This window comes from Pseudomonadota bacterium (assembly GCA_016927275.1).
GTDB lineage: Bacteria > UBA10199 > UBA10199 > 2-02-FULL-44-16 > JAAZCA01 > JAFGMW01.
Window position 1 is genome coordinate 1 of the sequence record JAFGMW010000019.1, and the last position, 21,821, is coordinate 21,821.

Consider the following 21,821-nt stretch of genomic DNA (forward strand, 5'->3'; position numbering starts at 1 on the left):
CGCCCTGTTGCTCGAATCTAAAATATTGTAATATATCATTATGTTGTGGATTTTGCCGTTTTCGGACCCTTTGGCCGGTTTATTGCAAATATATGGAATGGATGCTTCCGCGCACGTCAGTGCCGTGCTATTAATGGCGCATCCAGGAGGATCTTATGAGGCGAATAGCGGTGTCTATCTTTGTGGCGGTCGCATTCTGCATTGCCCTTCCCAAGAATGCTTTGGCGAATTTCAGCCACAGCACCAATTCGCACCATAATGCCATAGTCTTTCCCTGGCCTTCGAATGCGGGCGAGAGCCAGCAGGTGGGGGACATCTTATTCTTCTCCCGCCTGGTGGGTTCGGGCAACTGCGGCCAGACCGCAGGCGGCATTAGGATCTGGTTTCACTGCAAGAAGCATGGTTCCAGCTCCGCTCAGTTCGAAGAACCGACTGAGATCTACCATATCGAGCCTCAGGAGATTTCCATGGCTTGCTACAAGCATGAGGAGGGCGATAATTACTGCGACGTCAAGTGCGTGGTCGGCAATTCGCACAAACTGAAGCTCATGTACAACGAGAGCATCGGCTCCTGCCTCAGTAGTTACAAGGAAGTCTACCTGAAATCGTATTCCATTGGCGAGAGCAACGTGATGAAAGTGCACACCATACTTCAACCGCCGACCTGGTTAGATTCGGACGACGACAATGTCGTGAATTTATTCGACAATTGTCCGGATAAAGCCAATCCGACACAGAAAAACTCTGACGGCGACGGCCTGGGCGACGCCTGCGACAACTGTCCCGACGTCGCCAATCCGGACCAGGCGAATTCCGAAACGACATGCGGCGGGGTCGAGGGGACGCTGCCAGATGGGTGGGGCGACGCCTGCGACAACTGCCCGCTCGCCTGCAACAACGACCAGACCGACACCGACGGCGACGGCCTGGGCGACGCGTGCGACGATGACGACGACAACGACGGGGTCCCGGATGTCTCCGACAATTGCCCGAAGGTGAAGAACCCGCACCAGGAGGACGGCGATCTCGACGGGATCGGGAACGCCTGCGATCCTGACACGAAATATATCTTGGACAAGACCATGAAGCCTGAGATGACGGACGCGCCGATGCAGCTCGCACCCGGGGGGCCCGAGAAGAGGAATGTGATCAAGCGGAAGGTGCGCATCGTGCCCAGTCCGCAGGGCGTTGATGCGCCGATGGCGCCAATGCCGTCAGGCAGATAGCCCGGGATTTTTCTCAGAGGATCGCTGTGAGAGAGAGATAAAGGCCTGCCGTAAGGCGGGCCTTTGTGTATCAGAATATTTGACGCTGCCGGGTAGATTCTCACTCTGATCACGATCCGTTCGGTCTTTCACGCTCCAGATAAACCATAGAAAACAATAATTTCAAGTGCAGCGCATCGTTATGCGTCCCTGGCATGCTCCTTGCTTGTTTTATGAGGTGGAGGGAGCGGTATGGAAAAGGGACACGCCAGCGACATGATCATGGAGAGGATCCTGTGCGGGACCGAGCTCGAGGCCGAGTGCCGGAACCCGGCGGTGATCTCCTGCGGCGGGATCTACATACCGCACAGCGGCGCGCGCGAGCAGCTGATCTACGAGATCATCAACACATCCAGCTCCGAGGAGCCGGTGAAGGTGGTCTCCGGCTATCGCCCCCGCAACATACTGCACGAGATAATCCTGAAAGAGTCGATGAACTGAACCCTTTGGGAGATCATATCTCCTTTTCCGAGGCCGGTCGCGAGACCGGCCTTTCGCCTTTTTGCGATCTCATCCGGCGAGGATCGCAAGCGCCCTTGCCTGCGCCGGCATTTGCATGTATGCCAACGCGGTGATCCGGGGCGACTGCAGGGAGGTGGCCGGCGAGTTCGCCAGGCTGTGCGGGGTGCGGCAGGGCATGCCCGATCTGGCGCTCTTGCGCACTCTCACGCGCGAATTCGGCCGGCTTCCGTACGAGAACTTCACCAAGGTCCTGCGCGCCGCGGGGCATGAAGACCCTTTGCAGAGGCTGCGCACGCCCGAGGTGGTGCTCTCGGAGCACCTGGAGAGGGGTGCCGGCGGCACCTGCTTCTCGCTCACTCACTTCTTCCGCCGGGTGCTCGAGTTCTTCGGCTTCGATGCGGCCCCGGTCCTGTGCGACCGCTCCTACGGGCCGGGCACGCACTGCGCGCTGATCGTCCGCGCAGGATGCGCGAGGTTTCTGGTCGATCCGGGTTATCTCATGCAGGAGCCGATCGAGATCCCTGAACATGGCGCGTCCCTGCAGCGCGGCCTGCAGGGCGCGCTCACGCTCACGAGGCTCGGGCGATCGAGCCAGCTCCTGCTGATCTCCGAGAGCGAAGGAGGCAAAAAGATCCGGTACAGGCTGCGCGACAGGCCCGTCTCGGACGAGGAGTTCCTCGCGCGCTGGATCGACTCGTTCGAGTGGCCCATGATGCGCCACCTGTGCGTGTCGCGCCAGACGGCAGAGGGACAGCTCTACATGAGGGACGGCAGAGTCCGGCGCGTGCGCGGCGGCGACAGGAACCAGGTGCGGCTGGGGTCGGATTTTGCAGAAGAGGTCGAGCGCGCCTTCGGCGTCGACCGCCGCCTGGTCTCCATGGCGCGCGATGCGCTGGCTACAATTCGCAATGTCGCACTGACGCAACGCTTCGGGTGTTCTTCGCAGCGTGGCTCGAGGAGGCCGGATACAGCAGCCTATAAGTACCGGCCGACGAAAGCCCCCGACGAGACGGCGTCTGAGGCGAGGAGGGATAGCGAGAAGAATACCCGAAGCGTTGCGTCCGTCGACATCAAAGGACGGTAATATGACAGACAATCTCGTTAAGCCCATCGCCGGGATACTCACGTCGCGCACCGACGTTCTTGAAGGCGTGCTTGAGATGATGGAGCCGCTGTTCGGCGATGCTGACATCCGCGGGGAATTGCAGCCGTTCACGCACACCGATTACTACGGGGATGAGATGGGCGCGGGCCTTTCGCGCTGCTTCGTGTCGTTCGCCAAGATCGTGCCCGGGGAGGCTGCGGCCGGTTTCAAGCAGTTTGCGCAGGAGATCGAGTGTCGCTTCTCGGCCGAGGGCCGACGCATCGTTAACATCGACCCGGGCTATCTGGACCAGAGCAAGCTCGTGCTCCTCTCCGGCAAATACGGCGGCCACAAGGTCGCGCTCGCGCCCGGGGTCTATGCGGACGTGCTGCTCTGGTACAACAAGGGCTGGCAGCCCATGCCGTGGGCGTTCCCCGACTTCCGCGACGGATCGCTCTTTTTGCTCTTCACAAAGATGAGGCTCGCGTTTAAGAGGCAGAGAAGCTGAGAAGCTGAGAAGCTCAAAGCTGAAAGCTGAAAGCTGAAAGCTGAAAGCTGAAAGCTGAAAGCTCAAGGGTGAAGGGCAAGAAGTTGAAGTTGTTGGTATTTTGACGCTTTTAAGTAATTTTTGACCCATTTTGAGAAAGAGGAAGATCAAGTCCTGCATTATTATCATTAAATTTCATTAAGTTATGTTTAAGACCGCATTCGCCGGCAGTGGCACGCTTTATGCTCATTTTATGCCTGCTGGATGGTGTCTTCTGCCATTCGGGAGGAGGCGTTATGAAGACCAAGGCCATTGCGTACGACTCGTCATGGGTCCGGCGCCTATGGCTCATGCTCCTTGTCGCCACAGCGGCACTCGTACTGGCCGGATGCTTCGGGAGCGGAGCGATCAAATACGGCGACCCGGACGTCAACGGCGGCGGGGGCGGAGGCGGGCCGAGCAGCGCCGTCACCGCGAGCTATGCGGCCACGGGGACGATAGGGGTCTTCACGCGCAGCATACTCGTCTCCTTCTCTCGGGAGCTGACCGCCGACGAGAGGCAGTACGTTGAGGAGAACTTCTCCGTCACCGACGAGGAGAAGAATCCTTTCCCGGTGGTCGACGCCTACTGGCTATCCGGCTCGCTGTTCAGGATCTGCGGCCCGCTCGAGTACGGGGCCACCTACGACGTCGACATCGGCGACCTGCCTGTATCCGCCTCCGTGGGCAAGGCGACCGAGCTCTCCGGGAGCGTGACTCTGGACGTGAACCCGTTCGATTTCGACGGGGGGGTGGGCCTTTCCGCGGATCTGCCCTTTATCTTCCAGGGCGTTATGGCAGACTATCTGGTAATCCTCCTTGGCGAGCAGATCAGCCTCCTGCCTTCGAGTGTTATTCCGACCGAGACGCTGATCAATTTCAATCTGGTGTGGAACTTCAGCACCAGAGCCAGAATAAGGGCGCCTATGATGATGAGGAACTGGGACGGCAGCGGGATGCCGTCTGTGAATGAATGGGCGGACGGCACCTTCCTGATCTGGAACCGGTACGACATGTCGGACACCTCTTTCCATTCATCCATCGATCCGCCCGTATTGCCATCCTGCAAGATCGATCTCCTCGCCGGTGTCGGGGACCTCGACGCAGACGGGATAGACGACGCCATGTACGGGGTGGAATGCAAGACCGGCGGTAGCGACAGGTATTACGGTGTTGCAATAATCCGCGGCGCCATTCCCTCTGAGCTCAACATGGCGCTAGGCGCCCTCATGGTCGCCAGCGGCTCCATTGGTTCAGCCACGCCGACCAGCACACACCACTATGCGGATCCGATGACGACCCCAGCCGATCTCGACGGCGACGGGTTCTTCGACATAGCCGGGGTCTGGAGGGACGCCGGGTTCGATTCGGACGGATATTTCATCGTGGAGTCGTCCGAGGCCCAGATATTCTTCGGCTCAGAGGACCTCTCGTCCATGCTCGCCGCGCCGGGCGCGACAATCGCCATGACCAAACCGAACAGGGACCTGACCGGAGCGTACGCGGCCGACGTAAACGGCGACGGCGTGAGCGACCTCATCCTCACAAGCGTCTATAGGCCCTTGAACGCTCCGGACGGGAAACTGGAACCCGAGGTCCATGTCTTCTTAGGCGGCGACCACATGAGGGGTTCGATGACCGATGCGGACGCCTCGTTCGTGATACGGCAGACGCAGTCCTTAGAGGCCTCGGTTACCGTGACCGTTATAGGCGACGAGAACGCGGACGGCAGGGAGGACATATTCCTGAACTACACGTATTCACCTGGCGTGAAATTGATGTACCTCATGCACGGAAGGAAGATCTACAAGGCCGAGTACGTGATAGAGTCTGATTACGACAAATACATCGTGCCGGGTGACAACTATGACCAGCCCGGCCTGAGTTTCCCTGCGCGCACCGGTGACATAGACAACGACGGGTACGACGATTTCATGCTGAAGGCCAATGCGGATGATCTTGGGGATAGACCGGTCATCCTGGTGATAATGGGAGGCGGCGCCGGCGAGCACATCATGCTTGAGGAGGACGTCTATACCCGGATATTGCTGGAGCCTTGATAGCCGGCTGCATCGGTGCGACTGAGAGTTTCCCGGCCCCGGGGGTTCTTCCCCGGGGCCATTTTTTGCCCTATTTACACGGCCCGTGCCTTCAACTATCGTTTCATGCAAATCCGCATAGAGTTCAAGGGGGGCGCCATGGGAAGGAATTATCTCCGCATCATCGTTCTGGTCCTCGCATGCGCGGCGCTTGCAGGCGCGTGCGCGAAGGACGAGAGCCACTGGGGGCAGAGGCTCGACCCGGACGGAAAGTGGTGGAAGAAGGAAGGGCAGTCCTGGGACAGAAAGTCCAATATATTCATGACAATCGGCCACTCCAACCCCGACTGGACCGAGGTGTACGACCAGAGGCAGAGCGCCGATCTCAACGCCCGCTCGCAGGTCGCCTCGTTCATGGGGAGCCTCGTGGCCAACTACATGGAGGAGGTCCGCTCCCGCAACTTCACGATCTCTCAGAGCGTGGTGGAGGCGAGCTCTAAGCAGACGGTCGAGGGCTCGGTGATCGTCTCCCGCCACTGCAAGAAGGGGGGCAAGTACAAGGGCTGCCGGTCGCTCATCAAGGTGGATCTCAGCCGCTTCTTCGCGATGGTGGAAAACGATTTTGCGGACGACATGACGCGCGACCTCAGGAGGAGGGCGAAGAGGAGCGCCGATATAGACGCCGAGATACAGGAGAAGGTGCAGAAGACGATCGAGGAGCTCAAACAGGCGGAGGAGCAGAGCGTCGAGAAGACATTGCAACAGCCCTGAGCGGCTCGCGTCACCGCATGTCGCAGGGCGGCTCCTCCCGCCACAATTTGAGGACCCTTTTTCCGATGACGCTGTAAAAAGGGGCCTCAAATTCTGGCTCGCGTCGCCGCTTAGCTGTTGGCTTAGTTGTAATCAGCGCCGTGCGGGAAGGATCTCTTCATAGCTGTATTTCGCTGACGGAGCAGGTCGCGGCGCTTTTCGCAGCGGGGCTCGAGGAGGCCGGATTCCGTAGCCTGTGATGATCCGGACGACGAAAGCCCAGCGAGGAGCCGGCGCATGAGGCGACGAGCGTAGCGAGAAAAGCGCCGCGACCCGCTCCGTTGCCTGAGCTGAAATAAAGGAGGTCGACTTCATGAAACGCGTAATTACATTGGCTGTCTTTCTGCTGATCCTTTCTCCGGCGTCGGCATGGTCAAAATCGGGACCCGACTGGATAGGCGGGGCATCGAAGAAATATCCTGAGCCGCGATATTTCATAGGTGTGGGGTCCACGCCGCTGGACAAGGGCGGTAAGGGGCAGCAGATGGAGTGGGCAGGAGATTCCGCCCGCGCCGAGATCGCCAAGACAATCCGCACGGAGGTCAAGGTGACCACGCGCTCGGAGCGCGCTATAGGGAGCGCCTCCGGCGCGAAGTCCACGCAGACCGACGTGGTCACCTCCACGGCGAGGGAGGTGCTCGAGGGGGTGGAGATAAAGGAGTACCACAGGGACAAGAAGGGCCGCATGCTCTACGCGCTTGCGGTGCTCGACCGCTACGGGGCAGCGAAGAACCTGGAGAAGCGCGCTCAGCGCATCAAGCAGGACATCGCCTCCGAGGTCGACGCGGCCGGCGAGGCGCGCGAGAGGGGGAGGGCGCTCTCCGTCATATCGCATTACGGCAGGGCGCTCGCCATGGCCGGCGAGATCACGGAGATAGAGGATTTGCTCGGCATCCTCAAGCCCGGCGGAGCTTACTCGCTCATGGAGGCGCCCTACCACGAGTCGACGCTGCGCGAGGCGATCCGCAGGCTGCGCAAAGAGGTGCGCTTCAGCGTGAGCGTGGAGGGGCCCGGTGCAAAGGTGCGGGGCTATCTCATAAACGGCCTCTCGAAGGCGGGCTATGTGACCGGCACCGCCGGCGGCAAGGCGTACGATCTCAAGGGCACGACCGAATTGACGTACAAGGGCACCATCGACATGGGTCAGGACATGCTCATGCAGATCTACCAGGCGGACCTCGACCTGGAGATAACCGACCCGGCGTCCGGCGAGGTGGTCGGCACAATGACGTGGTCTGCCAGCGCCAACGAAAAGAGCGAGGTCATGGCCGAGAGATCGGCGGTGCGGGCGCTCGGCGAGTACGTCCAGCGCACCATAGCTGATAAGATGGGGAACATATTATAGTAGCAGAGAAAGGCTGGCGAGGGTGCGGCGACGCGAGCCAGAATTTGAGGCCCCTTTTTACAGCGTCATCGGAAAAAGGGTCCTCAAATTGTGGCGGGAGGAGCCGCCATACAGTGCAGCCGATAAATTGAGCATCCTGTGTTTCAAAAGGAGGAGAGGATGAAAACGAGACTGATATGCTTGTTGGCAGTTGCTGCCATTTCACTGACGATGTCGAGCTGCGCCACGAAGAAGGTCTACACGGAGGGAAAATACATCGATCCGGGCGAGGTGTGGCTCCTCTCCGACAAGTTCGTGGAGGCGGACCTGCAGGTGATCGCGGAGCGGCTCTCCAAATCCATGCTCTCGAGCGAGTTTCTGGCAACCTCCGACAGGAAGCCGGCGGTGATCATCAGCCTCTTCTCCAACGGGACCGACGAGCACATCGACATGGTCTCGCTGACCAACAAGATCCGGCAGCATCTCATCGACTCCGGCCAGGTGAGGTTTCTCAACAACCGCCTGCGCCGGGAGATCGCGCGCGAGCTGGAGTACCAGGGCTCGGGCTACGTGAGCCCCGAGACCGCCAAGGCCAAGGGCCGCCAGGTCGGCGCCGACTGGGTCCTCTCGGGGCACATCGCATCGATCAAGCAGCCGGTGGGGCGCAGGGAGATCGTGTACTACAAGACCACCATGGAGATCACGGACCTCGAGACCGCCGAGATCGTCTGGGCCGACGAGCTTGAGATCAAGAAGAAGTTCACCAGAAAACGAGTCACCATGTAATTTTCTTCCGGGGAAGCGGTCCGCATTGCTGCTCCTTCCCTGCGGCTATTCGTCGCGAAAATGGCGCTGGTTTCATTTACATCAGATATTATTCCAGGGAAGCGAATTAGGTGTCTTCCTCTGTCAGCCCCTAATTCGCGAAACCAGTCGCAATTTTCACTCCTCATACGCCTCCGGTCAAAACGTCGCTTTAATGCAATGCGGACCGCTTCCCCTCACGAAAATTTCTTATGGCTCATTAGAACAATTATATTATTGGCGACATTGATATCGTGTTCCTGCGTCTCAACATATAATTCCAAGGCCCGGCCCGCGCACGCGGCGCTCTTCCGCGGCGACTACGCGAAGGCGGCCGAGCTCATCGAGAAGGTCGAGCCCTCCCCGCGCGACAGGCTGCTGTACCTCATGGACCGCGGCATGATCCTGCACGCGGCGGGCCGCTATGAGGATAGCAACAGGGCGCTGGAGGAGGCCGAGTCCCTCTCCGAGGCGTACGAGCCGAAGAGTGTCACGCGCGAGACCTCGGCCACGCTCTGGAGCGAGGAGGCCACCAGATACTCCGGCGACAGGCACGAGAAGGTGCTCGTCCCGGTCGTCAGGATGCTCAACTACATACTGCTCGATAAGTGGGACGAGGCGCTCGTGGAGGTGCGGCGCATCGAGAACGTCTCGGAGCGCGTCTACGGCAGGCCGGGAGGCCCGCCGAACGCATTCGCCACATATCTCTCCGCGGTCGTCTGGGAGGCCATGGGCCACATCGGCGACGCGGTCATAGACTACAGAAGGACCGGAAAGATCGACAAGGAACTGCCGTATTACGGCGCGGATCTCAGGCGCGCTTATGAGAGCGGGCGCAGGAAGAAGGGCGAGATAGTGGTGATCGTTGAGTCGGGCCGATCCCCTGTCTACGTATCGAGGCCCGTGACCACCGGGCTCGTATCCATGCAGCTGCCGACCGTGGTCGCATGGCCCGGGGGGGCGCGCGACGCGGAGGTGTTCATAGACGGCGAGAGCGCCGGCAGGACTCACTCCTTCCACGACATCGGCAAGGACATACTGGAGGCGCTCGCCGGGCGGCAGAAGCGCAGCTTCGTGCGCAAGGCCATAAAATCGGCGCTCCAGACCGGGATGTACGTGGCCGGGATAGAGCTGTCAAAGGAGGACGAGGTCGAGGCGCAGATCGCGGGGCTGGCCCTCATTTTGCTGGGCATGTCCATGTCTGCCGCCGAGAAGGCGGACGAGCGCAGCTGGCGCAGCCTGCCGTCCGATTTCGGCGTGGGCCGCTTCTTCGTGGCCCCCGGGATGCGCCGCGTGCGCATAGTGCCGGACGGCGGCGGCGCTGCGACGGAGGTGTCGATCGAGGTCTTGTCCGACAGGCCCAAAGCGGTCCTGGCGAGCCTCTACGGCAGCGGCGCCGGGCTGGAAAGGATCGAGAGGGTGGAGCCTGTGAGGGTGAAGGATGCGCGCGCTGCGGCGGCGAGGCTCGAGTCGGAACTCGCCTCCGATCCGGGGAACGGGGGCATCATGATCGATCTGGCGTACGCGAAGATGGAGTCAGGCGACTTTGACGTCGAGGGCCTGCTCCGCAGGGGGATGGAGTCAGGGGGGGACGCAGATCGCGTCGTGCAGGGCATCAGGATCGCGCGCACCGTGAGGGGCGACTCCTCGCCGGTCAAGGCCGCATCGAGCTGCGAGGAGCCGGGCAGCCGCGCGCAGGGGCTCAAGCCCGCGTTCGAGTGGTACCTGGCGGGCCTCGCCTGCGAGAAGCGCAAAGAATACGGCAGGGCCTCGGCCATGTACGCGACCGCCCATCGCCTGGGCCTCGTGGGCCCTGAGGTGGAGAAGAGGGTGATGGAGAGCTTCCGCAGGGCCGACGACTCGTTCAAGGACTCAGAGCAGGGGCGCGAGGTGATGGAGGATTTCGCAGAGGGCCTGATACAATAGCTTGAAAACGATGCGGCCAGGTGAGATAAGATGTCCATCGACCGGAGGTGCCTGTGAATGTCAAGTGGATCGCAGCCGCGGCAGCCATCGCAGCGATGGCCCTGACGCCGTACACCGCCTTTGCGCAGTGGGATGAGGACGAGGAGCAGCAGAGGCTCGAGGACCAACAGAGGGACGAGGTCCTCTACCAGGACTCGGACGCCGGCGTGCACGACGAGAGCATCCATATGCCCAGGAAGAAGCAGCCTCCACCGCCCCCTGAGCCGGACACCGACAGGACCCCGGCCGAGGAGATAGAGGGGCCGAGTTCGGAATAGCCGGATGTGCCGGAACCCCTCAGCTCTGCGGTGCGATAATTTGTTGATATATCGTATCCGGGTATGTTAGATAATTATCCCAATCAGGGTTTTTCCTGCCACCATCAGGTACAGATACGGGCCCAGGTGAATTCGGCCGTCGCAGCGGCGCAGGAGCATCCGGAGGATCATTCGGAGATGACGAGGTTCAGCGATTTTAACGCGATCAGGAGTCGGGCGGGCGATTTTGGCGCAGGCGCAGTTTTGCCGGGCGAAGCGACCTCCAAGGGCAGATGGGTACCGCCGTCTCTCGTCGATGAGTCGGCGCTGACGCAGTTCAGGATAATGAGGCCGGCCGAGGAGATCCTCCCCTCGATCTCATCGAAAGCGATGAGGCTCTCCCTGTACAGGGATTTTGCCGCCAGCGGCAGGGGGGAGATGGACGGGATCGGCGTGAGCGTGGAGTGGACCGCAGCGGTTCTCATTTATTCCGCCTTCAACGCCTTCCGCCAGGGCGGCAGAGACCGCGACATGGACGTGTTCAACGGATACCCCAGGATATTGGAGTACGTCCCTTCGGTCGAAAGGGAGCGGGACAGCACCTTCAGGATATACGCCAGGACCGCAAAGACTGCGGACGACATAATCAGGAGCGCCGTGCTCATGGCGTCGCACCGGGGCTATATCGTCGGGGACGGGTCCGCGCTCAACCACTACGCGGACCTCACCGGCATCTTCATAACAAAGCCCGGGGTGGCCCCCAAGAGGGTGGGCATATCCGGTTACGAGCACTGGGTCGATTTCGAGATGGAGCCGTCGGTTCCTCTCCTCAAGTTCGCAAGCGAGCCGGCCTGGCTCATACCGGGCCCTCCCAGGCTCTCCAGGGAGGAGACCGACCATGCCGTGCGGGCCATCGCCGGCGAGATCGAGCGGTCGGCCCGCTTTCAGGATGCGGTGGAGCTCGTGAGGATGTTTCCGGAAGTGCTGCCGCCGTTCAAGATACCGATAGATGTGAAGGACCAGGGCAGGCTCTCCGAGTTTCCGCCCAGGGACCTGGGCCGCTCGCCGGGATCAGCCGATCCCGGGCCCGCGTTCGGCGCCTCGGCCATGTTCTCAGCTCAGTCTGGCCCCTTCGGATGGCGGCTCCCTGTCAATCCATGGATGCAGGGTGCGCTGCCGGTATCGCTTCTGCGCCGTTGAATTCCGGCTTTTGACAGCCTGAATTTTAAAAGGCCCTGCGAAATACCGCAGGGCCTTTTTTTCGCGTGTCCCGGGGCCTCATCCGGGTTTTATCGCCTCCACCGGGCACACCTCCACGCATGCCCCGCAGTCGGTGCACTTCTTTGGATCGATCACCCTGCGGTCGTCCTTCTCCGATATCGCCTCCACCGGACAGACCGGGTCGCAGGCCCCGCAGTTGATGCATTCGTCGTTTATCGTGTGTGCCATGTCCCCTCCCATTTGGTGTTTCGACCGCTGTATAATCATACGGGCCCCGATGCAACCTGGTTTTTCAGGATTATTTTCCTTTTGCGCGGCAAGCGCTTTGAGGCATTATGGCGATGTAGGATCATCTGGAGAGGTGAGTGTTGAAAGGCCCACCCGGTATATTCGCAGCGATCACGGTCCTGCCGCTGGCCGTCGGCGCCGGCCTGCTGCGCAGGGCGCTCAGGCGCAAAAGGCTCATGGGCAGGCCGCTCCCCGACGGGCAGCTCGCGGTCATAAGGCGCAACGTCGCGCTATACAGGCTCATCCCGGAGGAGCTGAAACCCGAGCTGCACGGCCACATCCAGAATTTCCTCGCTGAGAAGCACTTCGAGGGGTGCGGCGGCCTTGCGCTCACTGAGGAGATGCGCGTCACTATCGCGGCCCAGGCGTGCATGCTGCTGCTCCGCCGGAGGAGCACCTATTTCCCCAAGTGCGACTCCGTGATCGTCTATCCTTCGGCGTACGTCGCAGGGAAGAGGAGCAGGTTCGGATACGTGGAGACCGAGGAGGCGAGCGTGCGCCTCGGCGAGTCGTGGACGCAGGGCCTCGTGGTGCTCGCGTGGGACGAGGTGGCGAGGGAGGCGGCTCACCCCGATGAGGGGAGAAACGTGGTGCTCCACGAGTTCGCCCACCAGCTGGACCAGGAGGACGGCGCCGCCGACGGGACGCCGATACTCGGGAGCCGCTCCGCGTACCCGGAGTGGTCCAGGGTCATGGGCGGGGAGTACGCAAAGCTGAGGGACAGGGCGTTCAATCACGTCCACGACGTGCTGGACGCATACGGCGCGACCAACGAGGCGGAGTTCTTCGCCGTGGCCACGGAGGCCTTCTTCAACAGGGGCAAGGCCCTCAAGTACAAGCACCCCGAGCTCTACGGGCTGCTCGAGGGTTATTATCGTCTCGACCCTGCGGAGTGGGTGCAGCGCTGATTTGCGCCTCAGATGGTCTTCAGGAGGCGCTCGAAAAACGGGGCGACCTCGTCCATCTCATCCACGAAGTATCGGGCGCGGCTTCCCCTCTTCATTCCGACGCGGACCGTTATCCCGCGCCTGCCGAGCGCTTTGAATGCGTCCTCGTCGGTCGTGTCGTCGCCGAAATAAAAGGGCAGGGCGTCCGGCGCGAGCCTGCGCCAGATCCAGAGCGACGCCTTCCCCTTGTCCCAGAGCCCGCTCTGGCGCACCTCGATAACCTGTTTGCCCCTCGAGATCGTGAGACGGTGCTTTTTGCAGTGCGGCTTCGCGATGCGGACGAACTCCCGGACCACGCAGGCCTTCTTGCGCTGCGGCACCAGCCTGTAGTGGACAGCCACGGAGTAATCCTTCTCCTCGACGAACGCCTCCGGCGCCTTGTCGAGTATCGTTCGCGCATCTTTGGCGAGAGCCGCCATCTCCCGCTTGAGACCTCCGCCCACTCTCATCAGGAGCTTTCTTCCAAGGCGCACCTCGTGGCCGTGGTCGGTGGAGACGACGACGCCGCGCGTCGGTATCCGCTTCCTGATGTCCTGATAGGGCCTGCCAGTGACTATGCCCACTTTGATGCCGCGGTGGCCCGCGAGGCTCTCGAGGCGGGAGCGCCAGCGCGCGGGCAGCGCGGCCCTGTTCGGATGGCCCACGATGGGTGCGAGGGTGCCGTCGAAATCGAATAGCATCAGCGCCTCGCCTCTGGCGAGGCAGCGCTCCAGGATCAGCTCGCTGTGCCTTTCGAATCTCCGCACAATCGCCTCACGCTATCTTGGACAGCTCGGACATGAACTTTGCCGCCCAGCGGTATATGTTGTACTCCGAGACGATCGCGCGCAGCTTCTCCATCCTGCTGCGCCGCTCCTCGTCGGGCATCGAGACCGCCTCGTGTATCGCGTCGGCAAACGCCTCGGTGTCGTAGGGGTTGATCACGATCGCCCCCTTGTCCAGCTCGCGCGATGCACCGGCGAATCGTGAGAGCACCAGCGCCCCGTCGCCTCCAGCGCAGCTGGAGATATACTCCTTTGCCACGAGGTTCATGCCGTCGTGGAGCGAGCTCACGATGCAGACCTTCGCCATACGGTAGAACGCCAGTATCTCCGGGTACACGAGCCCCCTGCGCAGCATGACGATGGGCTGCCAGCCCTCTGTCGAGTACTTCCAGTTGATCTCCTCTACAAGGCGGTTGATCTCGTCGTTGAGCTGCTTGTAGAGCCCTATGTGTATTCTGGAGAGCGAGCCGATCTGCACGAAGAGGAATTTCTCGATCATCTCCGGGTGTTTCTCCAGATAGCGGTCTATGGCCTTGAGGCGCTCCGGTATGCCCTTGGTGTAGTCTATGCGGTCTATGCCGACCGCCATCACCTCGTACTTCATGGGCAACAGGTCCATCACGTCGCCCACCGTCTCGTTGCTCGAGAAGTCCTGCTGCGAGTCCTCCTCGATCTGGCCGTAGTCGACGCTTATGGGGAAGGCCATCACCTTGGTGGAGAGCCCCCCGTGGTGGAACACGGTGGAGCTCTCCCTGTCGATGCGGGACTCCAGGATGAGGTCAACGGTGTTCATGAAGTTGTCGCAGTGCCAGCGTATGTGGAAGCCCAGCAGGTCGTTGCCGAGCATGCCCTCCAGGATCTCGTGGCTCCAGGGGCAGATCCTGAATATCTCGGGGTTGGGCCACGGGATGTGCCAGAACTGCGCGACCATGATGTCGGGCCTGGCCTCTTTGAGCATCGCGGGCAGCAGGGCGAAGTGGTAGTCCTGCACCCAGACGAAGGCCTTCCTGTCGCCGATCTCCTCGAGCACCACGTCGGCGAAGCGGCGGTTGACCTTCTTGTACATCTCCCAGTCGGCGAGTTTGAAAGCGGGCCTCGCGTAGGCGACGTGGCAGAGCGGCCAGAGGGTCTCGTTCGAGAGGCCGTAGTAGTATCCCTGCTCCTCCTCCTTGGTGAGCCAGACCCTCCGGAGGGTGTAGAGGTCCTTGCCCGGCGGGACCTTTACCCTTCCCTTTTCGTCCACGACGCTTCTGTCCGCGTTGCCGCTGCCGTGGGCGATCCATGTGCCCCGGCTCGCCCTGAGCATCGGATCGATGGCGGTCACGAGGCCCGACGCGGGCCTTGAGACCGAGATCTTGCCCTCCCGCCAGTTATGGACGTACGGTTCGCGGTTGGAGACCACCACGAACATGTTCTCGCCCACCTTGTCGGCAAGGGTTTGCCTGAGAGAGTCTTTGTCCCACATGGAGCCTCCTCGATTTTCTACAGATTGACCACGTCCGCGTCCGAGTACAGCGACAGGAAGAGCAGCAGGTATTCGGTCAGGTGGCGGGTGAGGAGATGGTGCGCCCTGACCTGCTCGCGGCCCTGCTCGCCGAGCTGCTTCGCGAAATCGGGGTTGTTGAGCAGGTACTTGATGGAGTTGGCCGCGCCCTCCACGCTGTGGCAGAGCATGCCGGAAAAGCGGTGCTTTATCTGCAGCGGGATGCCCCCAACCGCGCTCGCCACAACCGGCTTGCCCTTCCAGAGCGCCTCCGACACCGTCAGCCCGAACCCCTCCTTGATCGATTTCTGGACGACCACGCTCGAGGCGCGCTGGAGCGCGTTTATCTCCACGTTGCTGCCCGGCGGGATGAGCAGGACGTGTATGTCCTCGTCGCCGTCGGCGGCCTTGATGACCTCGTTCAGCACTATCTCCGACTCGGGGTCGTCGGTGGCGGTGCCGCCTGCGAGCACCAGCTGGCAGTCGACCGACTTGCGCACCATCCTGAACGCCTCTATAACGCCGACCGGATCCTTGAGGAAATCGAACCTGCTCACCTGGGTGACGATCGGCTTGTCGCGCTTGATCTCGAAGCGGTGAAGCACCTCGTCGATCTCCTCGCGGGAGAGCTCCCTGTTCTTGTCTGCGAGCGGGTCGATGGATGGCGATATCAGGGCCTGCCTGATGGGCAGGACCTGCGAGAACTGAGGGGCGGAGAAGACCGAGGTGTCGTACCTGACGATGAATCGGCGCAGGAACTCCCAGACCTGGGGGTTGGGGTTGGAGACGTCCACGTGGCAGCGCCATATCCACTTATTGCGGCGCGACTCCTTCTGCCCGACGAGCGCGATGGGCTGGGGGTCGTGTATGAAGACGATGTCCGCATCGCATGCGATCGCCCTGTTGTTCTGTTCGCTCACCGCCATGAACTCGTCGATCATGTCCTGCGACAGCCCCTCCGCGGCGCCGTGGAGGGCGTTGTGGACGGTCTTGGTGACCCAGAAGAACTTGTCCCCGCCCTTTATGACGTCCCAGCGGGCGTCGATCCCCAGCTCCCGCAGCAGCGGCATCATGCGGTTGAGTATCTCCGCGACGCCGCCGCCCACTGCGGTGGAGTTGACCATCTGGACGGTCCTGCCGGAGATCTTGGATGCGAGCATCCTGAGCTCTTCGATCACGTACCGCCCTGCGATCGGTTCATATTCTGACAGTCCCGGCATATACCTTTCCTCTGATCTTCACTGCGGCTGCCCGATCAGCTGCATGTAGCGCCTGTGCACGAGCGTGAGTATCTTTTCCCTCAGCCCCTCGAGAGAGTGGTCGTAGGGGTTGAGCCTCGCTATGGAGGCGGCCAGTTCCTTCTCGCCCAGCTCGCCCGCCAGCCACCTCGAAAAGTCGTTCACAGGCTGCTCGAAGCGGAGCCTCGACTCGAACACGTGGTAATAGACCGACGTGAGCGTGACCTTCATGAGGCAGTCGCAGAACTCCTCAAGCGTGTAGGCCACGTGCTGGGTCTGGAAGACGAAGCTCTGCGACTTCATGAAGTGGAACTCCAGCCCCGGCGGCGGGGTGCGCGCGGCCACCTGCGGATAGGCCCTGAGGTACTCCTCGAGCACCTGCGCTATCCGGTCGCGCAGCTCGCGTATGGAGTTGAAATCGATGGTGTTTATGGCGGCGAGCTTCTCGCCCAGGCGCTTCTCGCCCAGCTCCTCGGTCACCCAGTAGGCGAAGTCGTTGGGTACCGTGGGCACGACCCTCTGGTGCTGTTCGAGGAAGTGGTGCGTGTGGCGGTAGATCACCGAGCCGGGGACGTTCCTTATGTGGTCCAGAAGCTCCGGTACGGTGGAGGCCTTGAGGCCTGTGAGCTCGTTGAGCACGAGCCTGGACTGGAAATAGAACGGACTGTCTGCCCTTTTCTCCGCCATCTTCTCTCCCGGGGGGAGAGAGGCTAGGACAATAGGTGGCCAAGGTCAAGGAAAGCGGGCTTGACCAGCCCCCCCGGCGGCATTAAATTCCTCATCATGATTATACGAAGGGCGTTCCTCATCGCCTTGATGGTCCTCATCCCGGTCGCAGCCCTCGGGGGCTCCGATCCATCCATGCCGTCGCTCGAGAGCTTCAGCATCAGGCCGATCACGGGCAACGATTTCCGCTCGTTCGTGGAGGTCTTCTCGGAGATGCGGGGCCCGCTACGGTCCGAGATCCTCAAGGACAGAAAGACGGAGTTCGAGAGCGCAGACCCCCTGAAGTACGTGGCGAAGATAAAGGGCGAGAAGGATGTGAAGAAGATGCTCAAGAAACACGCCCTCACCTGGGATGGATTCTCCGAGCTGATGGGCAATGTGGTCCTGGCGTATTTCAGCATACAGCCACAAGAGACCAAGGCCTCCCTCATCCGGCGCCTGGCCGACTACGGCCTCGAGATGAACCAGGCACAGATCCCGCCCGAGTACAGGGACGTGATCAGGCAGTTCATGAAGACCGATCAGGGCTCGGCCATTGCTGCGATGGCCCTGGATTTCGTCCTCCAGATACCGGAGGAGAACGTCGCCATGGCCCGGGAGAACAAGCGCACTCTGGACGCGATGTTCTACACAAACCTCTGGAAGGACAGGATATAGGGGGATCGATGCGCAGGGCTCTGTTCATCATAGTCGCACTCGCCCTCTCCGCGCCCGCGGCGCTCGACGCCCGCGTTCCACCCTCCATGCAGAAAGAGCGGGACCCCAAGTTTGCGAAGAGCAAGTACGGCGAGACGAGGAAGAGGCTCAAGTCCGAGGGCTATCAGAAACACCTCTTCGGCCTGGGCATGGGCTACATGAGGCCCGGCTTCCAGCTCGAGCAGGGCAAGAGCCTACATGTCGCGCCGATCAAGAACATGGCGAGGGACGAGACCAGGGGGCTCGCGGGCGACCTGGCCGATGTCGCTCAGGAGAGGTCGGTCGAACTGCTCAGGGAGAGCGAGATATTCTCCGGCGTGGGCACCGCTGAGAAGAAGGCCGACTACACGCTCGAGATCTACATCATGGAGATAGAGACAGGCTACAACATATGGGGCCAGGGTTCCTGGTGCGTATGGGGGGTGAACCTCTACGATGCGAAGCGCAACCTGCTGATGGCGGGCTACGACAGGATCGAGAGCGACTCCTACTCCAGGAACGTGGATTTCCTCGTGGGGCAGATACCCGACAGGACGACCCTCTTCATCTGCCGCTCCAACCCGTCGTTCAACACCGATTACGTGAGGCTTCTGCGCACTCGCAAATTCAACTGGAGGATATGGGAAGAGCTCTGACAAAAGGAGGCGTCATGATACGTTCGAGGAGGGGCCTGATCGCATTTGCGGCAGCATGTTCTCTGCTGTTCTTTGCGATCCAGCCGGCACAGGCAAAAAGCGACAAGGGATACGGCAAGGGGCACGGCAAGGACAAGTCCGGATCTGTGAGCGCACACTCCGGGCAAGGGGCGGAGTCGACGCCTCCGGGATGGTCCAGGGGAAAGAAGACCGGATGGGGCGATGGGAAATATCCGCCGGGATGGTCGAAGTGGAAGGAGGGCAGGAAGGCGAAATGGAGGGGCGACCGCATCGCTGCCCTCGATGAGATAGACTCCGTCTGCCAAAGATATCGCATACGGGAAGACCGGCGAAGTCAGATCAGGCAGGGGTTCGACGAGGCCATAGCCGGGGGGCTCATCATCGACGATGCGAGGAAAAAGCTCGTCTCCGGGCTCGCTGACTCGAAGCAGCGCAAGGAGTTCATGGTGGACACCGCGCAATCGGTGCTTGAGTTCCTGAAATAATCCGATGCTGCAACGCGGCAATTAACAAAGGTTTTTTGTTGTGCGGTGCTGCTTTTTGTAATATGATCGCACCAGCTGAAAACGGCTTACAACCAAAAGGGGGGCGATATGAAGGCACTGAAGTGGATTGTGTTGATTCTCGTGATCGTAGGCGGTCTGAACTGGGGGCTGGTGGGGCTGTTCAATTTTAACCTTGTGGCGACGCTGTTCGGCGAGATGACCTCAATATCGCGCGTGGTGTACACGCTGGTGGGGGTCGCTGCCCTGGTCATGATCTTCCTGCTCCCGAAGATCAAGAAGGAGACCGCATAGTCAGAAGACAATCGGCTGTTCCGAAAGGGCGGGGCGACCCGCCCTTTTTTTATCCATTCAATACGGTCGTTTGTATGCCCTTGCCGGATGTCGTATAAAAGCTGTTGAAAAAAATCAGGGCAGCTGTAATAGCTTATGCTTCAATCTTCTCCCGACTCCTCGGGATTGATAGGACGACCGAATCATGAAAACCAGCCCCGTTATGATCGCCACACCTCCTGCGCTCCCCACGTTCTGGACCGCGATAGAATCGCCGGCCGACGCGGCATTCTTGTCGAGAAGCCCGGTGGTATTGAGGGTGATAAAAACCGAGGGCGACCTGGGCGGCCTCCCGAAGGGGGACCCGGCCAACACGATAGCCTGCACCGGGGTGCCGCTCGGCAGGATCCCCATCGTCCCCATCGCGGAGCTCAAGCATCCTAGGCTTCTCGCTGGCGAATTGAGGGAGGATTTCCTCACTGGCGCCTCCGCGGAGGAGGTGAGGGAGAACATCGCAATCCATCTCGCGGCCTACGACAGGCTGGTGATGGAGTTTCAGCCCGGGGGACCGAGCGGATGCCTCATGCCGTGGCAGATGGGGAAGAACGCCTATGCCATGGGGATCCTCGAGCACTGCATCGGAGACGGATTCTGCAAAGACATGAGGGCCGAGCTTGCGCAGATCGTCGGGATCGTCAATTTATTCGCCGGCATCGCGGAGGAGATGGCGTCGTCGAGCCCCGCTGCGAGGGCGCCGGCCGCAGGCGAGCAGGGACAATACAGGGCGATGCAGAGGCTCCTTCGCGAGATGGGGCACCTGCAGGACGCGAGGCTCGCCGGCGCGGGCGAGATCGACCCAGAGGTCGCGCGCGCGATAGCGGACGTCCAGCGCATCGCGGTGATGAACGGGATGTATGCCATGCTCGTGGCGCAGCCCGAGATCGCATCGAGGAACGATTCGCTCCGCTCCGCTGCGTACATGTTCGATCTCGCGCAGAGGTACGACAGGGTAGGCCCTGAGTTCAAGGTCAGGGAGCTTGACGCGGCCCTCGATGTGCCGCCGCTTCGTGAATACTCCGGCATCGGTGAAGACGGTGTCCTTTCGCGGCTGTCTCAGGAAGTGGCGCGGTCGGTCGACGACGCCCTGGAGGGGTACTTCGATGCCAACAGGGACGTCCCGGCGAGCATGGACGCCCTCTACCATTTCTGGGACGAGCGATACGCGGGAGCATACCGGTTCAGGGCGCCCATCTTCGAGGCGATTGCGGATGAGCTCGGCGCAAGCCAGGAGGCAGACCGCTTCAGGCAGCGCGCCGAGATGGACGGGCGCATCGCCGACGTTCTGGACATCCGTCTATGATCCGGCTAGAAGCGCCGTAGGGTGCGAATCGCGGCGGGCTTGAAAGCCGCAGCCAAAGGAGGTCTCTCATGAGGATGGGATGGACCGAGATCCTTGTAATACTGGCGCTCGTGCTGCTCCTCTTCGGCGCGAGGAGGCTGCCCGACCTCGCGCGTTCTCTCGGCAGGAGCCTCAGGCAATTCAAGAAGGGGATGAAGGAGATCGAGTCTGATACCACGGACGAGAGCTGATGCGAGAGCAGGAACTCACATCCCACCTGGACGCGCTTCGCACGTGCATCATAAGGGCGCTGGTCGGGCTGGCCGCGGGCACGGTCGTATCGTTTTTCCTCGTCCCTGAAATCCTGTACGCCCTGGCCATGCCGTATCTGAAATATGCCGATTCAATAGGCATCGGGCAGTCCTCGCTCATATCGCTTTCGCCTTCGGACACATTTCAGATGTCGCTCATGATCGCACTCCTTGGCGGCATCGGACTTTCGCTGCCGTGGATCCTCTATCAAGCCTGGAGGTTCGTTTCCCCCGGCCTGTACTCAAATGAGCGCAGGTGCCTGCTGGCGCTCGCAGTGCCGGCGACGGTTTTTTTCGCGATCGGCGCTGTGTTTTCGTATTTCGTGGTCCTGCCTGCGATGGTCTCGTTTTTCCACGGCTACTCGACCGGCCTGGGTTTCGCGCCGTACTGGAGCGCATCGTCGTACTTCGAGTTCTCCGCAATGGTCATCTTTCTCTTTGGCGCAGCCTTTGAAATGCCGATCGTGGTCGTGGGCCTCGCGTGGCTCGGCATCGTATCGCCCGGGCTGCTCACAAAATACAGGCGCCATGCGTTCGTGACGATCTTCATCTTCGCGGCGATCATCACGCCGCCGGACGTGATCAGCCAGCTTATGATGGCGCTCCCCATGGTTGCGCTCTACGAGATCTCGATCCTTGCAGCCAGGGTCCTCTGCTCGAGGAGAAAGGGGCAGGCCCCTTCCATAATTGGGCTGGACAAAGGGCCTAACTGATTGTAATGCCAAGCGAGTTTGAGAACAGGCGCCCTCGGCGGAGGGGTGGGAGAGTGGCCGATTCCAGCTGCCTGCTAAGCAGTTGTACCCTAACAGGTACCGCGGGTTCGAATCCCGCCCCCTCCGC

The 21,821-nt window shown here is 61.1% G+C and carries 24 protein-coding genes and 1 tRNA gene; 20 read left to right on the forward strand and 5 right to left on the reverse strand.

What is annotated here, in order from left to right; translation table 11 throughout:
• The first annotated feature begins 155 nt into the window (after nucleotides 1-155).
• From JXA24_00975 to JXA24_01025, 11 genes are all read left to right on the forward strand, one after another.
• On the forward strand, nucleotides 156-1,226 hold the full coding sequence (locus JXA24_00975) for a thrombospondin type 3 repeat-containing protein (GenBank protein MBN1282330.1): 1,071 nt from the start codon (nucleotides 156-158) through the stop codon (nucleotides 1,224-1,226).
• Between the two features lie 231 nt (nucleotides 1,227-1,457).
• Nucleotides 1,458-1,706 carry a hypothetical protein gene (locus tag JXA24_00980; GenBank protein ID MBN1282331.1) on the forward strand — a complete coding sequence of 83 codons (249 nt, stop codon included), beginning with the start codon at nucleotides 1,458-1,460 and terminating at the stop codon, nucleotides 1,704-1,706.
• A 115-nt stretch (nucleotides 1,707-1,821) separates the two neighbouring features.
• Nucleotides 1,822-2,811 (forward strand): arylamine N-acetyltransferase, encoded by a 990-nt coding sequence (locus JXA24_00985; protein ID MBN1282332.1) that lies wholly within the window; start codon nucleotides 1,822-1,824, stop codon nucleotides 2,809-2,811.
• A gap of 1 nt (nucleotide 2,812) precedes the next feature.
• Nucleotides 2,813-3,319: a DUF4416 family protein gene (locus JXA24_00990; protein MBN1282333.1), complete on the forward strand. Its 507-nt coding sequence runs from the start codon at nucleotides 2,813-2,815 to the stop codon at nucleotides 3,317-3,319.
• A gap of 275 nt (nucleotides 3,320-3,594) precedes the next feature.
• A complete protein-coding gene (locus JXA24_00995) occupies nucleotides 3,595-5,397 on the forward strand; it encodes a hypothetical protein (GenBank protein ID MBN1282334.1) in 1,803 nt (600 codons plus the stop codon).
• Between the two features lie 138 nt (nucleotides 5,398-5,535).
• A complete protein-coding gene (locus JXA24_01000; GenBank protein ID MBN1282335.1) occupies nucleotides 5,536-6,147 on the forward strand; it encodes a hypothetical protein in 612 nt (203 codons plus the stop codon).
• A gap of 352 nt (nucleotides 6,148-6,499) precedes the next feature.
• The gene (locus JXA24_01005; protein MBN1282336.1) at nucleotides 6,500-7,531 is read left to right on the forward strand and encodes an LPP20 family lipoprotein; all 1,032 of its coding nucleotides are present in this window, start codon (nucleotides 6,500-6,502) and stop codon (nucleotides 7,529-7,531) included.
• A gap of 159 nt (nucleotides 7,532-7,690) precedes the next feature.
• Complete coding sequence (lpoB, locus tag JXA24_01010) at nucleotides 7,691-8,296, forward strand: penicillin-binding protein activator LpoB (GenBank protein ID MBN1282337.1); 606 nt, start codon at nucleotides 7,691-7,693, stop codon at nucleotides 8,294-8,296.
• Between the two features lie 264 nt (nucleotides 8,297-8,560).
• Nucleotides 8,561-10,240 carry a hypothetical protein gene (locus tag JXA24_01015; protein ID MBN1282338.1) on the forward strand — a complete coding sequence of 560 codons (1,680 nt, stop codon included), beginning with the start codon at nucleotides 8,561-8,563 and terminating at the stop codon, nucleotides 10,238-10,240.
• 53 nt (nucleotides 10,241-10,293) lie between these two features.
• Nucleotides 10,294-10,557: a hypothetical protein gene (locus tag JXA24_01020; protein MBN1282339.1), complete on the forward strand. Its 264-nt coding sequence runs from the start codon at nucleotides 10,294-10,296 to the stop codon at nucleotides 10,555-10,557.
• Between the two features lie 126 nt (nucleotides 10,558-10,683).
• Nucleotides 10,684-11,736: a hypothetical protein gene (locus JXA24_01025; GenBank protein ID MBN1282340.1), complete on the forward strand. Its 1,053-nt coding sequence runs from the start codon at nucleotides 10,684-10,686 to the stop codon at nucleotides 11,734-11,736.
• A gap of 78 nt (nucleotides 11,737-11,814) precedes the next feature.
• Here the strand turns inward: JXA24_01025 and JXA24_01030 are convergent, their stop codons facing one another.
• Nucleotides 11,815-11,985: a 4Fe-4S binding protein gene (locus tag JXA24_01030; protein MBN1282341.1), complete on the reverse strand. Its 171-nt coding sequence runs from the start codon at nucleotides 11,983-11,985 to the stop codon at nucleotides 11,815-11,817.
• Nucleotides 11,986-12,221: 236 nt separating this feature from the next.
• On the opposite strand from JXA24_01030, the gene JXA24_01035 reads away from it, so the two are divergent.
• Nucleotides 12,222-12,953, forward strand: coding sequence for a zinc-dependent peptidase (locus JXA24_01035; GenBank protein MBN1282342.1), 732 nt, complete (start codon nucleotides 12,222-12,224; stop codon nucleotides 12,951-12,953).
• 8 nt (nucleotides 12,954-12,961) lie between these two features.
• On the opposite strand, the gene otsB is transcribed toward JXA24_01035, so the two are convergent.
• From otsB to JXA24_01055, 4 genes are all read right to left on the reverse strand, one after another.
• Entirely contained in the window at nucleotides 12,962-13,738 is a 777-nt protein-coding gene (otsB, locus tag JXA24_01040) for a trehalose-phosphatase (GenBank protein MBN1282343.1), read from the reverse strand.
• 7 nt (nucleotides 13,739-13,745) lie between these two features.
• On the reverse strand, nucleotides 13,746-15,158 hold the full coding sequence (locus JXA24_01045; GenBank protein MBN1282344.1) for a trehalose-6-phosphate synthase: 1,413 nt from the start codon (nucleotides 15,156-15,158) through the stop codon (nucleotides 13,746-13,748).
• Between the two features lie 80 nt (nucleotides 15,159-15,238).
• On the reverse strand, nucleotides 15,239-16,459 hold the full coding sequence (locus tag JXA24_01050) for a glycosyltransferase (protein ID MBN1282345.1): 1,221 nt from the start codon (nucleotides 16,457-16,459) through the stop codon (nucleotides 15,239-15,241).
• Between the two features lie 18 nt (nucleotides 16,460-16,477).
• Nucleotides 16,478-17,164, reverse strand: a complete 687-nt coding sequence (locus tag JXA24_01055; GenBank protein MBN1282346.1) for a hypothetical protein — start codon at nucleotides 17,162-17,164, stop codon at nucleotides 16,478-16,480.
• Nucleotides 17,165-17,224: 60 nt separating this feature from the next.
• Between JXA24_01055 and JXA24_01060 the strand changes: the two genes are divergently transcribed.
• The 8 genes from JXA24_01060 to JXA24_01095 all read left to right on the forward strand — a co-directional run bounded on the left by JXA24_01060 (nucleotide 17,225) and on the right by JXA24_01095 (nucleotide 21,820).
• Nucleotides 17,225-17,860 (forward strand): hypothetical protein, encoded by a 636-nt coding sequence (locus JXA24_01060; GenBank protein MBN1282347.1) that lies wholly within the window; start codon nucleotides 17,225-17,227, stop codon nucleotides 17,858-17,860.
• Between the two features lie 8 nt (nucleotides 17,861-17,868).
• The gene (locus JXA24_01065; GenBank protein ID MBN1282348.1) at nucleotides 17,869-18,534 is read left to right on the forward strand and encodes a hypothetical protein; all 666 of its coding nucleotides are present in this window, start codon (nucleotides 17,869-17,871) and stop codon (nucleotides 18,532-18,534) included.
• A 14-nt stretch (nucleotides 18,535-18,548) separates the two neighbouring features.
• Entirely contained in the window at nucleotides 18,549-19,040 is a 492-nt protein-coding gene (locus JXA24_01070; GenBank protein MBN1282349.1) for a hypothetical protein, read from the forward strand.
• 108 nt (nucleotides 19,041-19,148) lie between these two features.
• Nucleotides 19,149-19,352: a DUF378 domain-containing protein gene (locus JXA24_01075; protein MBN1282350.1), complete on the forward strand. Its 204-nt coding sequence runs from the start codon at nucleotides 19,149-19,151 to the stop codon at nucleotides 19,350-19,352.
• Between the two features lie 184 nt (nucleotides 19,353-19,536).
• Complete coding sequence (locus JXA24_01080) at nucleotides 19,537-20,691, forward strand: hypothetical protein (GenBank protein ID MBN1282351.1); 1,155 nt, start codon at nucleotides 19,537-19,539, stop codon at nucleotides 20,689-20,691.
• Nucleotides 20,692-20,759: 68 nt separating this feature from the next.
• A complete protein-coding gene (gene tatA / locus JXA24_01085) occupies nucleotides 20,760-20,921 on the forward strand; it encodes a twin-arginine translocase TatA/TatE family subunit (GenBank protein MBN1282352.1) in 162 nt (53 codons plus the stop codon).
• Nucleotides 20,921-21,694 (forward strand): twin-arginine translocase subunit TatC, encoded by a 774-nt coding sequence (gene tatC / locus JXA24_01090; protein ID MBN1282353.1) that lies wholly within the window; start codon nucleotides 20,921-20,923, stop codon nucleotides 21,692-21,694. Before tatA ends, tatC begins: the two co-directional genes overlap by 1 nt.
• A gap of 39 nt (nucleotides 21,695-21,733) precedes the next feature.
• Nucleotides 21,734-21,820: transfer RNA gene (locus tag JXA24_01095), tRNA-Ser, on the forward strand.
• Nucleotide 21,821 lies beyond the last annotated feature (1 nt).

Excerpts from the sequence above, each read along its gene's own strand:
- JXA24_01030 (MBN1282341.1), bottom strand. The coding sequence starts at position 11,985 with ATGGCACACACGATAAACGACGAATGCATCAACTGCGGGGCCTGCGAC.
- JXA24_01075 (MBN1282350.1), top strand. The coding sequence starts at position 19,149 with ATGAAGGCACTGAAGTGGATTGTGTTGATTCTCGTGATCGTAGGCGGT.
- JXA24_01035 (MBN1282342.1), top strand. The coding sequence starts at position 12,222 with ATGGGCAGGCCGCTCCCCGACGGGCAGCTCGCGGTCATAAGGCGCAAC.
- JXA24_00975 (MBN1282330.1), top strand. The coding sequence starts at position 156 with ATGAGGCGAATAGCGGTGTCTATCTTTGTGGCGGTCGCATTCTGCATT.
- JXA24_00990 (MBN1282333.1), top strand. The coding sequence starts at position 2,813 with ATGACAGACAATCTCGTTAAGCCCATCGCCGGGATACTCACGTCGCGC.
- JXA24_01065 (MBN1282348.1), top strand. The coding sequence starts at position 17,869 with ATGCGCAGGGCTCTGTTCATCATAGTCGCACTCGCCCTCTCCGCGCCC.
- JXA24_01055 (MBN1282346.1), bottom strand. The coding sequence starts at position 17,164 with ATGGCGGAGAAAAGGGCAGACAGTCCGTTCTATTTCCAGTCCAGGCTC.
- JXA24_01080 (MBN1282351.1), top strand. The coding sequence starts at position 19,537 with ATGAAAACCAGCCCCGTTATGATCGCCACACCTCCTGCGCTCCCCACG.
- JXA24_00980 (MBN1282331.1), top strand. The coding sequence starts at position 1,458 with ATGGAAAAGGGACACGCCAGCGACATGATCATGGAGAGGATCCTGTGC.
- lpoB (MBN1282337.1), top strand. The coding sequence starts at position 7,691 with ATGAAAACGAGACTGATATGCTTGTTGGCAGTTGCTGCCATTTCACTG.
- JXA24_01070 (MBN1282349.1), top strand. The coding sequence starts at position 18,549 with ATGATACGTTCGAGGAGGGGCCTGATCGCATTTGCGGCAGCATGTTCT.
- JXA24_00985 (MBN1282332.1), top strand. The coding sequence starts at position 1,822 with ATGTATGCCAACGCGGTGATCCGGGGCGACTGCAGGGAGGTGGCCGGC.
- JXA24_01000 (MBN1282335.1), top strand. The coding sequence starts at position 5,536 with ATGGGAAGGAATTATCTCCGCATCATCGTTCTGGTCCTCGCATGCGCG.
- tatA (MBN1282352.1), top strand. The coding sequence starts at position 20,760 with ATGAGGATGGGATGGACCGAGATCCTTGTAATACTGGCGCTCGTGCTG.
- tatC (MBN1282353.1), top strand. The coding sequence starts at position 20,921 with ATGCGAGAGCAGGAACTCACATCCCACCTGGACGCGCTTCGCACGTGC.
- JXA24_01050 (MBN1282345.1), bottom strand. The coding sequence starts at position 16,459 with ATGCCGGGACTGTCAGAATATGAACCGATCGCAGGGCGGTACGTGATC.
- JXA24_00995 (MBN1282334.1), top strand. The coding sequence starts at position 3,595 with ATGAAGACCAAGGCCATTGCGTACGACTCGTCATGGGTCCGGCGCCTA.
- JXA24_01005 (MBN1282336.1), top strand. The coding sequence starts at position 6,500 with ATGAAACGCGTAATTACATTGGCTGTCTTTCTGCTGATCCTTTCTCCG.